13 protein-coding genes are annotated in these 15,768 nt (G+C 61.2%); 1 reads left to right on the top strand and 12 read right to left on the bottom strand.

What is annotated here, in order from left to right; genetic code table 11:
- The first annotated feature begins 97 nt into the window (after nt 1–97).
- A complete protein-coding gene (locus Q4S41_RS12075) occupies nt 98–1,684 on the top strand; it encodes a peptide MFS transporter (protein ID WP_305031379.1) in 1,587 nt (528 codons plus the stop codon).
- Nucleotides 1,685–1,950: 266 nt separating this feature from the next.
- Here Q4S41_RS12075 and groL read toward each other — a convergent pair whose 3' ends face one another.
- The 12 genes from groL to Q4S41_RS12135 form a co-directional block, all read right to left on the bottom strand.
- Nucleotides 1,951–3,597, bottom strand: a complete 1,647-nt coding sequence (gene groL / locus Q4S41_RS12080; RefSeq protein ID WP_305031380.1) for a chaperonin GroEL — start codon at nt 3,595–3,597, stop codon at nt 1,951–1,953.
- Nucleotides 3,598–3,650: 53 nt separating this feature from the next.
- Nucleotides 3,651–3,941, bottom strand: coding sequence for a co-chaperone GroES (gene groES / locus Q4S41_RS12085; protein WP_198068620.1), 291 nt, complete (start codon nt 3,939–3,941; stop codon nt 3,651–3,653).
- Nucleotides 3,942–4,202: 261 nt separating this feature from the next.
- Nucleotides 4,203–4,595 (bottom strand): preprotein translocase subunit SecG, encoded by a 393-nt coding sequence (gene secG, locus Q4S41_RS12090; protein WP_305031381.1) that lies wholly within the window; start codon nt 4,593–4,595, stop codon nt 4,203–4,205.
- Between the two features lie 24 nt (nt 4,596–4,619).
- The gene (locus Q4S41_RS12095; RefSeq protein ID WP_305031382.1) at nt 4,620–6,251 is read right to left on the bottom strand and encodes a hypothetical protein; all 1,632 of its coding nucleotides are present in this window, start codon (nt 6,249–6,251) and stop codon (nt 4,620–4,622) included.
- Nucleotides 6,252–6,452: 201 nt separating this feature from the next.
- Nucleotides 6,453–7,049: an LptE family protein gene (locus Q4S41_RS12100; protein ID WP_305031383.1), complete on the bottom strand. Its 597-nt coding sequence runs from the start codon at nt 7,047–7,049 to the stop codon at nt 6,453–6,455.
- Complete coding sequence (locus Q4S41_RS12105) at nt 7,030–8,322, bottom strand: sigma-54 interaction domain-containing protein (protein WP_305031384.1); 1,293 nt, start codon at nt 8,320–8,322, stop codon at nt 7,030–7,032. The genes Q4S41_RS12100 and Q4S41_RS12105 overlap by 20 nt, the downstream gene beginning before the upstream one ends.
- 114 nt (nt 8,323–8,436) lie before the next feature.
- On the bottom strand, nt 8,437–9,873 hold the full coding sequence (gene miaB, locus Q4S41_RS12110; protein WP_305031385.1) for a tRNA (N6-isopentenyl adenosine(37)-C2)-methylthiotransferase MiaB: 1,437 nt from the start codon (nt 9,871–9,873) through the stop codon (nt 8,437–8,439).
- Nucleotides 9,874–10,049: 176 nt separating this feature from the next.
- Complete coding sequence (locus tag Q4S41_RS12115; protein WP_305031386.1) at nt 10,050–11,330, bottom strand: anthranilate synthase component I family protein; 1,281 nt, start codon at nt 11,328–11,330, stop codon at nt 10,050–10,052.
- 47 nt (nt 11,331–11,377) lie between these two features.
- Nucleotides 11,378–12,865: a DUF3808 domain-containing protein gene (locus Q4S41_RS12120; RefSeq protein WP_305031387.1), complete on the bottom strand. Its 1,488-nt coding sequence runs from the start codon at nt 12,863–12,865 to the stop codon at nt 11,378–11,380.
- Nucleotides 12,866–13,048: 183 nt separating this feature from the next.
- On the bottom strand, nt 13,049–13,810 hold the full coding sequence (locus tag Q4S41_RS12125) for a zinc ribbon domain-containing protein (RefSeq protein ID WP_305031388.1): 762 nt from the start codon (nt 13,808–13,810) through the stop codon (nt 13,049–13,051).
- Nucleotides 13,800–14,921: a Nif3-like dinuclear metal center hexameric protein gene (locus Q4S41_RS12130; protein ID WP_305031389.1), complete on the bottom strand. Its 1,122-nt coding sequence runs from the start codon at nt 14,919–14,921 to the stop codon at nt 13,800–13,802. The genes Q4S41_RS12125 and Q4S41_RS12130 overlap by 11 nt, the downstream gene beginning before the upstream one ends.
- A 130-nt stretch (nt 14,922–15,051) precedes the next feature.
- Nucleotides 15,052–15,738: a uracil-DNA glycosylase family protein gene (locus Q4S41_RS12135; protein ID WP_305031390.1), complete on the bottom strand. Its 687-nt coding sequence runs from the start codon at nt 15,736–15,738 to the stop codon at nt 15,052–15,054.
- Between the last annotated feature and the right edge of the window lie 30 nt (nt 15,739–15,768).

Genomic DNA, 15,768 nt, shown 5'->3' on the forward strand with positions numbered 1-15,768 from the left:
CGAAACTTTCCTAGATTTACCGTGCCCGCAATGCACGACACGCGCAGCCGAGCCGATTTTCCCCGTCATCAACTCATTTCTCACCCTCGTTTTTTTTATGCAAACCATCTCTGCTCAGACCGAGCCACCGCTCGCCGCGGAATCGACAAGCCACCCCAAGGGCTTGTACGTGCTGTTTACCACCGAAATGTGGGAGCGTTTTTCGTTCTACGGCATGCGCGCCATCATGAAGCTGTACATGGTGAAGGCCCTGCTGTTCAGCGAGGCCGACTCCTCCAATCTGTACGGTTCCTACCTCGGCCTGGTGTACCTGACGCCGTTGCTGGGCGGCTACATTGCCGACCGGTACTGGGGCAACCGCCGGTCCATTATGGTGGGCGGGCTGATGATGGCGCTGGGGCAGTTTGTGCTGTTTGCTTCGGCCAGCTCCTATCAGAACGCGAGCTTCGCCCACATGGCTTTCTACATCGGGCTGGCGCTGCTCATCTTCGGCAATGGATTCTTCAAGCCAAACATTTCCAGCATGGTGGGCAACCTCTACCCGCCGCGCGACCGCCGCATTGACGTGGCCTACACCATCTTCTACATGGGCATCAACCTGGGCGCCACCTTCGCGCCCATCGTGTGCGGCTACTTTGGCGACACCGGCCGGCCGGCCGATTTCAAGTGGGGCTTCCTGCTGGCAGGCATTGGCATGCTGCTGGGCACCATCACGTTTGAACTCCTGAAAGGCCGCTTCATCGTGAACGCCGACGGCACGCCCCTGGGCGCCCGCCCCGAGCGCCGCGCCGTACAAACGGCCAGCGAATCGGCCGGCAACACCCGCAACAACCTGCTGCTGGTGGCCCTCTTCGCCGGAGTGTTTGCGCTGCTGTACTTTTTGGTGCTTGACCAGAAAATCATCGATTCGCTGATTTACTCGGCCATGGTGGTGGTGCCTATCGCCGTGCTTTCCGATAAATCCCTCACGCCCGCCGAGCGCCGTAAAATCAACGTGGTGCTCATTCTGGGCTTCTTCGTGATTTTCTTCTGGGCCGCCTTCGAGCAGGCCGGCAACTCCCTCACCACTTTCGCCGACAAGCAAACCGACCGGCAACTGGGCAATTTCCTAGTACCGGCGTCCTTCTTCCAAACCATCAACCCGTTTGGCATCATCATCTTCGCCCCGGTGTTTGCCGTGCTCTGGACCTGGCTCAGCAAGCGTGGTCTGGAGCCGTCGTCGCCGCTGAAAATGGCCTACGGCCTGGCCCTGCTGGCCGTGGGCTACCTCGTCATCGCCTTCGGCGTGAACGGGGCGACGGCCACCACCAAGGTGAGCATGTTCTGGCTCACGGCGATGTACCTGCTGCATACGTTTGGTGAGCTGTGCCTGTCGCCCATCGGCCTGGCGCTGGTGAACAAGCTGGCCCCGGCCCGCCTGGCTTCGCTAATGATGGCCGTATGGTTTCTGGCCATTGCCACGGGCAACAAGTTCTCCGGCACGCTGGGCGCGCTCTACCCCGAGCCGGGCAAAGCCGCCCCGCACTTCCTGGGCTTCGAGATTACTGGCCTCTATGAGTTTTTCATGGTGTTTGTGGTGCTCTGCGGCGCCACGGCGTTCCTGCTGCTGCTCATCTACCGCAAGCTAACGAAAATGATGGCCGACGAGCCCACTGCCGGTGTTACTCCCGTTGTGACGGCATAAATCCCTGACAGCGCTGTAGAAAAAGCCCCCGACGCCACGGCGTCGGGGGCTTTTTTGTGGCCTTATCGATGCTTTCAAGCGGCGCGCCAAATTTCTTAAGTTCCGACAACCGTTTCGCAAGCATAAACCATGCTTCACACCGCTCGCCAACCGTCTCGCAACTATAAGCATTTCGGAAGCATCAACGAAAAAAGAAAGCCCCGCCGGCACTGCCAGCGGGGCTTTCTTATGAACTAACAGCGAATTGGGCTGCCAGCGGCTTGACCTTACATCATGCCGCCCATGCCACCCATGCCGCCCATGCCGCCATCGCCGTGGCTATGGCCGGCCTCTTTGGGCTCGGGCTCGTCCGAAATCACGGCCTCAGTCGTCAGCAGCAAGCCGGCGATGGAGGCCGCATTTTCGAGGGCCAGACGGGTCACCTTGGTGGGGTCGATGATACCGGCGGCCACCAGGTTTTCGTAACGGTCTTCGCGTGCGTTGTAGCCGTAGTCGCCTTTGCCTTCGCGCACTTTCTGCACCACCACCGAGCCTTCGCCGCCAGCATTGGCCACAATGGTGCGGAGGGGGGCCTCCAGCGCGGTGCGGATGATGTTCACACCGGTGCGCTCGTCGGCATTGTGTGTGTCCACAGCCTCCAGAGCCTCCAGGGCGCGCACCAGGGCCACGCCGCCGCCGGGCACCACGCCTTCCTCAACGGCGGCGCGGGTGGCGTGCAGGGCATCGTCAACCCGGTCTTTCTTTTCTTTCATTTCCACCTCAGTCGAAGCGCCGATGTAGAGAATAGCCACGCCGCCGCTCAGCTTGGCGAGGCGCTCCTGCAGTTTCTCCTTATCGTAGTCCGACGTAGTGGTTTCCATCTGGGCCTTAATCTGGCTGATGCGGCCGCTGATAGCGTCCTTCGAGCCCTTGCCATTCACGATGGTGGTGTTGTCCTTGTCGATGATGATTTTCTCAGCCGTACCGAGGTACTCGAGGGTAGCATTTTCGAGCTTGTAGCCCTGCTCTTCGCTGATAACGGTACCGCCCGTGAGGGTAGCAATGTCTTCCAGCATGGCCTTGCGGCGGTCGCCGAAGCCGGGAGCTTTCACAGCCGCAATTTTCAGCGAACCGCGCAGCTTGTTTACTACCAAGGTAGCGAGGGCTTCACCGTCCACATCTTCCGAGATGATGACGAGGGGCTTACCAGTCTGCAGCACCTGCTCCAATACGGGCAGGAGCTCCTTCATGGTGCTCACTTTTTTGTCGTAGATGAGGACATAAGGCGAATCGAACTCCACCTCCATTTTCTCCGGGTTGGTCACGAAGTAAGGGGAGAGGTAGCCACGGTCAAACTGCATGCCTTCCACCGTTTTAACCTCTGTTTCGGTGCCGCGGGCTTCTTCCACCGTGATGACGCCTTCCTTGCCCACTTTGTCCATGGCGTCGGCAATCATTTTGCCGATTTCCATGTCGTTGTTGGCCGAAATGGCACCCACCTGGGCGATTTCGGCCGAGTTTTCAATCTTCTTCGACTGCGACTTCAGGTTGGCCACCACGGCGATAACCGCCTTGTCAATGCCACGCTTCAAGTCCATCGGGTTGGCGCCGGCGGCCACGTTTTTCGAGCCGGCGGTGTAGATGGCCTGGGCCAATACGGTAGCCGTCGTGGTGCCGTCGCCAGCCTGGTCGGCCGTTTTCGAAGCCACTTCCTTCACGAGCTGGGCGCCCATGTTCTCGATGGGGTCGCGCAGCTCAATTTCCTTGGCCACGGTCACGCCGTCCTTGGTGATGGAGGGCGCGCCAAATTTTTTGTCGATGATGACGTTGCGGCCTTTCGGGCCGAGGGTCACTTTCACGGCGTTCGCCAGTTTGTTCACACCGGCCTGCAAGCGGGCGCGGCCTTCGGTGTCGAATTGGATGTTCTTAGCCACTGCGGGAGGGAATTAAGAATTAGAAATTAAAGAATTAGGAATTTTCAACCGGCTTAGAGCACAGCGAAAATGTCCGACTCGCGCATGATGAGTAGGTCCTCACCGTCGACGGTGATTTCGGTGCCGGCGTACTTGCCATAGAGCACCTGGTCGCCCACGGCCACCTGCGGCTTGATGATGGTGCCGCTATCAGCGGTTTTGCCTTCGCCCACGGCCACAACTTCGCCACGCTGGGGCTTCTCCTTGGCCGTATCGGGGATGATGATGCCGGATTTGGTTTTCTCCTCGGCGGCGGCGGCGCGAACAATGACGCGGTCGGCCAGCGGTTTCATGCTAAGTGCCATTTTGGGTGTATTTGGGTTGGGTTAAGGTTAAAAACTAGGTGCCCGGCCCTGTCGCACTTCCCGTGCCAGCCCGCCTAACCTGACAAAATGGGTAGAGTATGGCGCTGCCAAGTGGCAGAAGTGGCGGAAACGCCGAAGTGGCTGCTACCTGTTCAGTTTCCGCCTTAGATTATTGGCAACCGTAGCCTACAAAAAAAGCCGATGCTTCCGCAAGGGAAACATCGGCTTTCTCCAAATGGACAGTGCTGGGAAGCGCGGCGGTTATTGCTTCTGCTCAGGCGTGGTAGCCGGAGCAACAGGCTGTGCTGCCGGAGCCGTGCCGGTGCCAGCCGGGGCCGGCGCAGACGAGCTCGGGGCCGGAGCCGGAGCGGGCAGCTTGGTTTCGAGGGCGCGCTGCTGGTTCACGCTGCGCACGGGGCCGCCGGTGGTGCCGGTGAGCATGTGGGTGCCGAGCGACAGCACCACCAACCCGATGGCGAAGCCCCAGGTGAGCTTCTCCAGCAAATCGCCGGTGCGTTTCACGCCCATCATGCTGGCCGCGCCACCGGCGCTAAACTGGCTGGAAATTCCGCCGCCCTTGGGGTTTTGGGCCAGCACCACAAGCGCCAGCAGAAAGCACACAACAAGAATCAGAACGATGATGGCGATATACATGGAATCAAAAAGAAGAAAGGCGAACTACGCCAAAGGTTGCAAAGATTGGATTTGGGCCGCAAAGTACGCCATTTTTTCCGGCTGTTTCACCATTAGTTTCTCATAAATCTCAATGGCTCGGGCGGTTTTGCCTTGGCGCACGAAGATGCGGGCGAGGTTTTCGGACACCAAATCGGGTTCGGCACGGGTACTGCGCACGCTGAGGTCGGTCTGGCCGCCGGGCGCGGGCGGCAGCATCCCCGGCCGGGTGAGGCGCGGCTGGCGCTTGAGGAAGTTGTTGATAAGCTCGAGCGACGACGGCAACACCGGCACTGGCGGGCAGTGCGTGGCCCAATGGTTGAGCAGGAGCGGGTCGGGTTCGAAGAAGGCACCGGGAGGCGGCAGGGGGGCGGCAGGCGGCTGCGCGGCGGTTTCGGCGAAGTTTTTTTCGGCCTCATCGGTGAGCAGGTGCAACAGCTGCATGGAAAAGCCCAGGCGGCTGCTTTCGCCAAAGCCATACCCGATGGTCGTGTCGCCGGTAAAGGCAGCGGGGGTGAGCACCGGCGGCGCGGGCGTAGCGTTGGCGCCCGCTGGCAGGAGGTCGGCAATAGGAGCAGGGCCCCCCAGGCTCAGGGTGACGGCGGCCGCGGCCCACTCATCAACCAGCCCCGGCAACTCGTAGGCCGGTGGGGCGGGCGGCGGCTCGGCCAGACCAAATTCAAAGCGCGCTTCGCCCGCTTCCACCGGCGGCCGGATGGCCGGCGCCTGCGCGGGCAAGTCGGGCTCCTCTTCGGGCACTGCCTCCGGCATCGGCTCGGGCATAGGCGAAGCGGCAGGGATATGCACGCCTTCCTGGTCAACGAGTACCGGCAAAATACTCGCGTCAGGGCTTGGAGCAGGAGTTAAGGTTTCCTCTGCGTTAGAAATCTCAACCCGCTCAGCTTCGGGCGCAGGTTGTGCTTCCGCAGCGAGGACGGGGACTGCCTCAATCGGTCCCGCTGACTCCGCCATAGGTATAGTTTCTGTGGGCGCTGCCTGAGCTTCTGCGTCAACAATCGGTGTTGCAACAGGCGCAATCTCCTTTGTTGGAATTTCGGCCAAGGGCGGGGCAGGGGCCTGCGTGGCTTCCGCTGGTGCGGCAGGCGCCTGAACCACCACCGGGGCAGCGGCCTCCATTACCGAAGCCGAAACTTCCGCTTCGGGCACTACCTTAGGCACCGCGGCTGCTTCAGAAACGACCGGGGCTGCCGGTGAGGCCTGAACAACCGGGAGGGGAGCCGAAACTGCTGCGGCCTCAACAACCGGGGCGGGCACAACGGCCGGCACGGGAGCCAGAGCCTCCACTACTGGTAGCACGATGGAGGATTCCGCTGCCAGTTGCTCAGAAACCAACGCAGCGGGTACAACTTCGACTTCGCTAACGGACTCCGGTTCTGCAACGGGCGCCACTTCCTCAATCAGGCGGCGCAGCAGGGTGCGGTCGGCGGCGTAGGTGGCGGCGCGGCGCAGGCGCTGGCCGGCCAGCATGGTGCCGTGGTCGTGGGCGGCTTTGGCCAGCAATAAGTGGGCCGTCTGGCAATACGGAAACGCCTGGGCCAGCTGCTCCAACTCGCGCACCTCCGCCGGGCCAAGGGCGGTTGGGCGGGCAAGAACCTGTAGAAGCGTGGCGCGGGTCACGAGGGTAAAGAGACTTTAAAAAGCAGTAGCGAACTAATAATTGCCTTTATCCCATCGGAGCGACGGAAGAATGGGGGCGCAACATTACGTCAATTTACGCAAATCCCCACCTGTTTTATTAGGCTCAGCCCAGACCCGTGCCAGCGGTTGGCGGCAAGGCCTTCAAGGTTTGTGATTTACCAAAATCTCCGCGTTCGGTACCTACCAGTTGGCCACCGATTTATTGAAAATATCGGTGATGATTTTGTTGGTGGTGGTCCGTACGGCGTTGGGGTCGTTGTTGATGGTGGCGATGTTGCGGTCGGCGGCGTAGTCGTCGAAGTTCTGGAATATCTGTTCGAAGCTTTGCTTGTCGTCCTTGGTGTTCGTGAAGCGAATTTTGACTTGAATGGTGAGCCGGTTGGAGCCGGCCTGGCTCACGCCATTCACCTGCTGAATGGACGCCGGGGCAAAATCGTAGGCCACGATGTTGCCGTCGAATTGCAGGTCGCCATCGCGCGGCACCAGCTTCAGGTTGGTATTGCGCTGGAAATAGTCTTTCAAATCCTCGGTGAAGCGCTGCGTGAGGAAGGCCGGGCCGGTCGGCGAATTGTTCTGAATTGTGGAGATGGAGATGGTGCGCACCGCCGGGTCAATGTTGGTGCCATTGAATGAATAAATGCCGCAGCCGCTCAGCAAGCCACCAGCCACCAGCCACCAGCTGCAGGCCAGCAGGTAGCGCCAGGCGGCGCCCTGGCCAAAGGCTTGCAGCGTGTGGCTGACAGCTGGCGGCGTAAAATCAAACTTGCTCCAGGTCATATTGCTTGAGTTTGCGGTAGAGCGTGCGCTCCGAAATGCCCAAATCGTGAGCGGCGTACTTGCGTTTGTTGTTGTGCTTCTTCAGGGCCTTGAGAATCATCTCGCGTTCCTTCACGTCGAGGGAAAGCGTTTCTTCCTCCGTTTCGTGCGGGATGTCCTCTACCGGGGCTTCGTCGTCGTAGCCGGCGGCGGGCTCGCTGTTGTATGTGCTGGGCGCGGGCGGCAGGAAATACTCCGCGCCCGGGCTGCCCTCAAACGCGCTGGCCGGGCCGGTATTGCTGAAGAGGTGGCTGTTTTGGCGCAGCAGCTCCTGAGCTTCCTGGGGGCGCTGGCCGGTGGCCAGTTCGAGCACCATTTTCTTGAGGTCCGTCATGTCGCGGCGCATGTCGAACAGGATTTTGTAGAGCAAATCGCGCTCCGAGTAGCCGGCCGTGGCGCCGTCGGGGGCACCGGGGCCCAGCAGCATGGGTAGGCGGCTGGTCTGGTCCTGGGGCAGGTAGGGGGCCAGGCGGCGGGCGTCGAGCTCGCGCTCGGTTTCCAGCACCGAAATCTGCTCGGCGATGTTTTTGAGCTGGCGGATGTTGCCGGGGAAGCGGAAGCGCGTCAGCGCCTGCACCGCATCGGGCAGCAGCGTGATGGGCCGCGTCCGGTAGCGCTCGGCCGAGTCAGAAGCAAACTTGCGGAACAACAGGTAGATATCCTCGCCGCGCTCGCGCAGTGGCGGTACCGTGATGGGCACCGTATTCAGCCGGTAGTACAGGTCTTCGCGGAAGGTGCCGGACTGCACGCGGTCAAGCAGGTTCACGTTGGTGGCGGCCACCACACGCACGTCGGTTTTCTGCACCTTGCTGCTGCCCACCCGAATAAACTCGCCATTCTCCAGCACGCGCAGCAGGCGGGCTTGCGTGCCCAGCGGCATCTCGCCGATTTCATCAAGGAAAATGGTGCCGCCGTTGGTGACCTCGAAGTAGCCCTTGCGCGCCTCATTAGCGCCGGTGAAGGAGCCTTTCTCGTGCCCAAATAGCTCCGAATCAATGGTGCCTTCGGGGATGGCGCCGCAGTTGATGGCAATGAACTGCCCGTGCTTGCGCGGCGAGAGGGCGTGAATAATCTTGGAAAACGACTCCTTGCCCGACCCGCTTTCGCCGGTGATGAGCACCGTCATGTCGGTGGGTGCCACCTGGGCGGCCACCTGAATGGCGTAATTCAGCGCCGGCGCGTTGCCGATGATGCCGAACCGGAGCTTGATGGATTGGATTTCGGAAGGTGTCAAAGGGAAGTCGGAATGGAATAAAACGGGAAGAGCGCGCCATGGCGCGTGCTTGCTGGGATGTTGTCCCTTAAACGTTGCAACCGGTGAGGCCGCTGAGTGCGCCTTGGCGCGTTGCTACACCATCTCGCCCAGCAGTGCCGCGCCGGTCGTGCTGGTAGCCAACACGTTCACGTAATCACCTTTCCGGGCGCTGCCTTTGGGGAATATGACGACCTGGTTCTGGTCGTTGCGGCCACTCAGGTGCTCGGCCGAGCGTTTGGATGGCCCTTCCACCAGCACCTGGTGCACCCTGCCCACCATGCGGGCGTAGCGGGCGCGGGCATGCACTTGCTGCAAATCAATGATTTCCTGTAAGCGGCGCTTCTTGGTTTCCAGCGGAATATCGTCTTCGAGCTTGCGGGCGGCCAGCGTGCCGGGGCGCTCCGAGTAGAAGAAGTTGTAGGCCATGTCGTATTTCACCAAGTCGAGCAGGCTCAGGGAATCCTGGTGCTCCTCCTCGGTTTCGGAGCAGAAACCCGAAATCATGTCAGTCGAGATGGCGCAGTCCTCGCCCAGAATGCGGCGGATGGCGCGCACCCGCTCCTCGTACCAGGGCCGGTCGTAGGTGCGGTTCATGAGGGCCAGCACGCGGGAGTTGCCGCTCTGGGCCGGCAGGTGGATGTACTTGCAGATGTTGTCGTGGCGCGCCATGGTGTGCAGCACCTCGTCGGTGATGTCCTTGGGGTGTGAGGTGGAGAAGCGCACCCGCAGCTCGGGGCTGATGAGGGCTACGCGCTCCAGCAGCTGGGCGAAGTTGACGTGCTCCAGGCCGTCGGCCGAAGCCCACTTGTAGGAGTCAACGTTCTGGCCCAGCAGAGTCACTTCCTTGTAGCCGGCCGCTACTAAGGCGCTGGCTTCCTGAATGATGCTGTGGGCGTCGCGGCTGCGTTCGCGCCCGCGGGTGAAAGGCACCACGCAGAACGAGCACATGTTGTCGCAGCCGCGCATGATGCTGATGAAGGCCGACACGCCGTTCGAGTTCAGGCGCACGGGCGTGATGTCGGCGTAAGTTTCTTCGCGGCTCAACAGCACGTTCACGCCTTTCTGGCCACTATCTACCTGGCTAATGAGGCCGGGCAGGTCGCGGTAGGCATCGGGGCCCACCACGAGGTCCACAATTTTCTCTTCCTCCAAAAACTTGCTTTTCAGGCGCTCAGCCATGCAGCCGAGCACACCCACGAGCATCCCAGGCTTGCGCTTCTTGTGCGAATTAATCTGCTTGAGGCGCATGCGCACCGTTTGCTCGGCCTTCTCGCGAATGGAGCAGGTGTTGAGCAACACGAGGTCGGCGTTGGCGAGGTCGTCGGTGGTATCGAAACCTTCATCAAACAGAATGCTCGACACGATTTCGGAGTCCGAGAAGTTCATCTGGCAGCCGTAGCTCTCAATGTAGAGCTTGCGCTGGCGGCCGGTGCGGGTGGCAGCCGTTACGCGCACCTCGCCGCTGGGCGTGGCCTCGGCGGTAGGAGCGGCTTTATCTAAAAAATCTAAGGTTAACAGGGGCTGGGCCATATTCTAAACGCTTTTCGGCGGAGGACAAAGATACGGCAACCGGATGTAAAATGACAGAATGGCAGGGGATAATGGCTGGCTGGGTTTGTCATCCTGAGTGCAACGAAGGACCTTATCACATTAGAATCAACGGACAACGTAGCAAGGTCCTTCGCCACGCTCAGGATGGCAGCTGCTTAGAGCTCCCCGATAACTGAATTCAGCACTTCCAGCAACGCCTTGGCTTTCAGCAGGCATTCCTCATACTCCCGCTCCGGGTCAGAGTCGTAGGTAATGGCCGAGCCGACTTCGAAGCTGAGGTAGCCGGTATCCTGCCGGTATTGGAGCGAGCGGATGACGACATTAAAATCGAAGTCGCCATTGGGCCATACATAGCCGATGCTGCCGCTGTAGAGGCCACGCCGGGTGCATTCGTAGTGTTCGATGAGCTGCATGGCCCGGATTTTTGGCGCGCCCGTCATCGAACCCATCGGGAAAGTAGCGCGAAGTATTTCCGGCAGCCCTGTGCCGGCAGCCAGTTCGGCTTCGACGGTCGAAATCATTTGCCAGAGATGGCGAAAAGGGTAGAGGCCAAAGAGTTCTGGTACGCGCACCGTGCCGGTTTGGGCCACGCGGGCGAGGTCGTTGCGCACCAAATCTACAATCATCAGGTTTTCGGCGCGCTCCTTTTCGTCGTTCAACAGCTGCTCCCGTTGCTGAGCGTCCTCGGCCGGGGTGCTGCCGCGGCGGATGGTGCCCTTGATGGGCTGCGAGCGGATGCGGGAGCCCTGGCGCGCCAAAAACCGCTCCGGCGAGGCACAGAGCAGGAACTGGTCGTGCCAGCGCACAAAACCCGCGAAGGGCGCGGGCGAGGCCGCCATCAGCCGCCAGAACGTATCGACGGGCGGCAGGGCAACGTTTTCAGCGTAGAACTCCTGGCACAGGTTCAACTCGTAAACCTCGCCGTTGAGGATGTCCGTCCGAATGGCCTCGACAGCGCGCAGGTAGTCGGCCCTGCCCATCCGGGGCCGCAGCACCGGCACCTGTGGTGCCGAAGAAACCGGGATGGGGTAGGCCAGAATCTGGTTTAATACGTTTGCGGTTAACCCATGGATTTCAATCGTTTCGCTCTGCCAAATCAACCAAATTTGAGGAACGAAGAAGGACAGCTCCGGCCAGTCCATGCCGTTGAAGTTCTGACTAGACAAGGCTTCAATATCATTCTTGACATCGTAGCTGATGAAACCGCAGCGTAGCGCCGGCGCCGCCGTTGTGCACCCCAATTCCGCCAGCGAATCGACGGTTGTTGCCTCCGCCGGTGCCACCGCTAGCAGGCGCCGAAACGGGCCTTGCGGGTAGGTCAGGTCGTTGTGCTCAAAGTAGGTACAAAGCGGGAACTGCGCGCCCCAGTGCAGGGCCCGGACCCGAAAGTCGGCGGGCAGGTCGGCAAGGGGAATAACCAGAGGGCTCGAAATCACCGCGCAATGTTCAAATAATCAATCCTTCTAAAGGCCGTTCGGCCAGCTCATTTCAATTCGCGCAACGCAAGCGTGGCCTTGGCATCGGTGCTGTTTTTGTATTCGTGCCAGGGGTAGTGCAGGGCCTTTTCAAAGTAGAACCGCGCCTGCGCCTTTTTCCCGGCTTCCTGGGCCAGGTATCCCTGCTGCAGCGCGGCCTGGGGGGCAAAGTAGTAGGGTGCTTTCGGGCCAGCCACGGTTTGGGTGCGCTCGAAGTAATACCAGGCTGAATCAAGCCGGCCGAGGCCTTGGAAGGCGCGGGCCCGGCGGTAGGGTTCCTCAATGCGGTCGCGCCAGAGGGTTGCAGGCGTGCTGTGGAAGCTGCGCAAGGTGCTTAGGGCCTGTTGGTTGTAGCCGCCGTCGGTTTGCAGGCGGGCGCGGGTGAGGATGGGGTTCAGCGCCACGGCTTCGTGGTAATAGTGCTGGGCATAGTTGTCTTCCTCCACATCGGTGGGGCCGGGCTGGTTGATTTGGGCGCGGTAGCGGGCCACAGCTGCCGCTGGCGCCCCGCCCAGCCACGCCGCCAGGTAGAGCTTAAAGGCCGCATCCTTGCGGTAGTGCAGGCCCTTGTACTCGCGCAGAAACGCCAGGTTTTCGCGCTCCGAGTCATCATAGTCGCCTTTGTAGAGCAGTAGGTCGGCGGCCATGTGGCGCAGGTAGGGCACGGGGGTGTATGCCGGGCCGGTGGGGCGGGCGCGGTAGGCGGCCAGGGCCGCCTCGCCGTGGTGCTGGCGCTTGTTGATGCTGATGAGCAGGTAGGAAATCAGCAGGTTGTCAGGCTGCTGGGCATGCAGGCGCTCCGCCAGGTGCAGGGCTTCTTCGGGCTTTTTGTAGTAGCTCTCCCGAATCAAACTCAGGTAAATCTGGCTTTCGGTCTGGAAGTCGTGGGGCTGCGCGGCCGCCAGCGCCAGGTTTTTCAGGCCCTCACTGGAGCTGGCCGTCAGGCCAAGTAAGCTCAGCAGCCAGTGGTAGCCCTCGGGCAAAGAGCCTATGGCAAACTGACAGATACCCAGGGTTTTGCGCGCTGGCAAAAACGCCGGGTAATGCTTCACCACATCCTGCATCTGGCGGTAGCCGCTCCGCAAGTGGTAGCCGCCCATCACCAGGTGCTTAAACAGCAGCTGGCAAAGGCCCAGGTGCAGGGTGATTTCGGCCCGGGCGTAGTCGCGCAGGGCGCTGGCCGGCGCCTTGTCCAGGGCCGTCAGGCGGGCTTCCTGGGCGCTTTCAAGGGCGTCGTAGCGAGCGGCGTCCTGGCTGAGCAGCAGGTCGGCAAAGTCGATGCAGTTGGCCACCAGCAAAGGCGCGGGCGCCGTGGGCGTGCTGGCCAACTCGGGCCGGAGCAGTTCGCGCGCCGGCCCTAGGCGCAGCTTCAGCACCTCGGCATAGGCCCGGCGACTGCTGGGCGTGAGCTCGCCCGGGGCAACGGTGGCTTCGGTGGGCTGTGCCGGGCGGCCAGCCGCTGGTACGGCATCGGTGGCACCGCTTAGCAAAAGCACGCATCCAGCCACCCGCCCTGCGCGCCCGGCCGCCGAACGGTGCACCTTTGCTAAGCAGTGAAAAACGTTGGCCAGAAATGCCATGTTGGGCTTGATAAATAAAAAAAGGAACGACACCGGGCCGTTCCTTTCTTTACGCTTTCAGTCAGTAAATCAGATTTCTGAGTTGCTGGCTAGTTGAGCTTAGGCGATGCGGGCCTCCACGTCGGCCAGAATGCGACCACAGTGCTCGCACACGATGATTTTCTTGTGCGAGATGATGTCGGCCTGGCGCTGGGGCGGCACCGTGTTGAAGCAGCCGCCGCAGGCGTCGCGGCGCACCAGCACCACGGCCAGGCCGTTGCGCACGTTGCCGCGGATGCGGGTGTAGGCCGTCAGCAGGCGGTCTTCCACCGGCTTGGTGGCTTCCTCGCGCTGGGCCATGATGGTGCGCTCCTCCTCCTCGTTCTCGCCCACGATGGTGTCGAGTTCCGATTTCTTGTTGTCGAGGTCCTTGCGACGCTCGTCCAGCTTCGACTTGGTGCCGCTGATTTCGGCATTCTTCACGTCAATCTGGTACTGGGCTTCCTTGATTTTCTTGTCGGCAATCTGGATTTCCAGGCGCTGCAGCTCGATTTCCTTGGCAATGGCCTCGAACTCGCGGTTGTTGCGCACGTTCTGCTGCTGCTCGTCGTACTTTTTGATGAGCGACTCGGCGTCTTTGCTGGCCTGCTTGCGGCTCTTGATGAAGTCGTTGAGGCCCTGAATGTCTTCGTCGAATTTCTTCACGCGCACTTCGTAGCCCGCGATTTCGTCTTCCAAATCCCGCACTTCCTCGGGCAAATCGCCGCGCACGCGCCGGATTTCATCGAGCTGCGAGTCGAGGTGCTGCAGGGTGAGCAGGGCTTCGAGCTTGGCGGCTACGGGAACGTCGGCGGGAGCCACGGCGGCACTTTTAGCAGTCATATTGAACGGGGTTCGTAGGGGTTTCAGCGATTAAGACCGCAAAAGTACGTCCAAATCCGGCCGTTAGCAAATCCCGGAATACCTCGCTGGTGAACTGTTCGCTCTCAAAATGGCCCACGTCGCAGAGCATGAGCTGGCCTTCGGCTCCAAAAAACTCATGGTATTTCACATCGCCGGTCACGTAGGCATCGGCCCCGCTGGCCCGCGCCGCGCCAATGAGAAACGCCCCCGCGCCGCCGCATATAGCCACTGTTTTGATGGGGTTCTCAAACGCCGTATGGCGCACCACGGGCACCAGCAGCTGCTGCTTTAGCAGGTGCCGAAACGTGGCCGGGTCTAGGGCTTCCGGCAGCTCGCCCACCAGGCCGGCACCCACTTCCTGGTGCACGTTTTCCAGTTTAATGAGTTCATAAGCAACTTCTTCGTAAGGATGTGCGGCGCGCAAAGCCCGCAGCACAGCCGCCTGCCGGTGCAACGGCAGCAGCACTTCGAGTCGCTTCTCGGGCACAGTTTCGGGCTGGTTTTCGGCGCCGATGGCCGGCTGCGTGCCGGCGCCGGGCGTGAAGGTGCCCGTACCTTCGGCCTGGAAGCTGCAGGCCGAATACTGGCCCACTTGGCCGGCACCGGCGGCGTAAAGGGCGGCCAGTACGCGGCCGGCCACATCGGCCTGCTGGTCTTCGGGCCGGTTGGGCACGTAGGTAATGAGGCGGGCCAGCAGGCCGCTTTGCGGAGCCAGCACGCGGGTTTTCAGCAGACCTAATTTCTCGGCTAATTTATCGTTCACGCCGCCGCGCACATTGTCGAGGTTGGTGTGGGCGGCGTAGATGGCCACGTCGTTTTTAAGGGCAGCAATGATGGTTTGCTCTACTTCGTTGGCGCCGGTGAGGCGTTTGAGCGGGCGGAAAATGACCGGGTGGTGGGCCACCACCACGTTGCAGCCGCGCCGCACGGCCTCAGCTAACACGGCGGGTGTGCAATCCAAAGTGATGAGCACGCCGGTGATTTCGGTCTGCGGGCTGCCGCATTGCAGGCCGGCGTTGTCGTAGCTTTCCTGGTAGGCGAGGGGGGCGGCGGCTTCGAGCAGGCGGGCGAGGTCTTGAACGGTGGGCATGTTTTTTAGGGAAATAAGGACGAAGCAAGAAATTCATGCAGAGCGCAACAAAGCATCTCGCTTGCGCAACGCAATCAAAAGAATTAGTGGCGGCAGGCGAGATGCTTCGCTACGCTCTGCATGACGGACATTATTCCCTGATTAAGCCGCCCAGGGCCTCCACGTAGTGGGCCACGTTGGCGGCTTCGTCGCGGCTGCGGTACTGCATAAGGTAGCGCGGGTGGTCGAGAACGATGATTTCAGCGAATAAGCCCAACTCGGCGTTCAGGCGCTTGAAGTACTCGCCATTGCGCTTGCCCAAGCTCACGGCTACGTCGCGGCGCAGGCCCAGTTCTGCTACCTGCTGGCGCAGCGAAAGCTGAATATCCGGCCACAGGGCTTTGACGAGGGCCGGCGAGTCGTAGTAATTGTAGTTGAGCCCGTTTTTGAGCAGCACCAGCGGATAGAGCGAGCCGACGTAAAAATGTTGGTAGAACTCGGCCGGGCCGCCCATCGCGTTGACGACTTTATAAACGAACTGGGTGGAGGTTTCGGGGCGGCCGCGCGGCAGGTCGTTGGCGATGCCGCAGTGCTCGGCCAGCGCGGCCGGGTCGGTGAAGGCCACGCCGGTGCGGCCCATGCCCAGGCGGCCAGGGTTGATGCCCAACAGGGCCACCCGGGGCTGGCTGTCGGCATAAAATTTTTCAGCGAAGCGCGTGAGCAGTTCCCGCACCGGCGGCTCGCGGAAGGGGCTGAGGGCTTCCACGCCGGCGGGCAGGGACTGGGGCAGGTGGAAGGTGGTCAGGAAATGCAGCAGACGGTCGGCCGGGGTAGACATAGGCCAAAAGTACGCGCCGGGTGCCGGCCA

The sequence above is a fragment of the Hymenobacter convexus genome, assembly GCF_030580955.1.
Lineage (GTDB): Bacteria > Bacteroidota > Bacteroidia > Cytophagales > Hymenobacteraceae > Hymenobacter.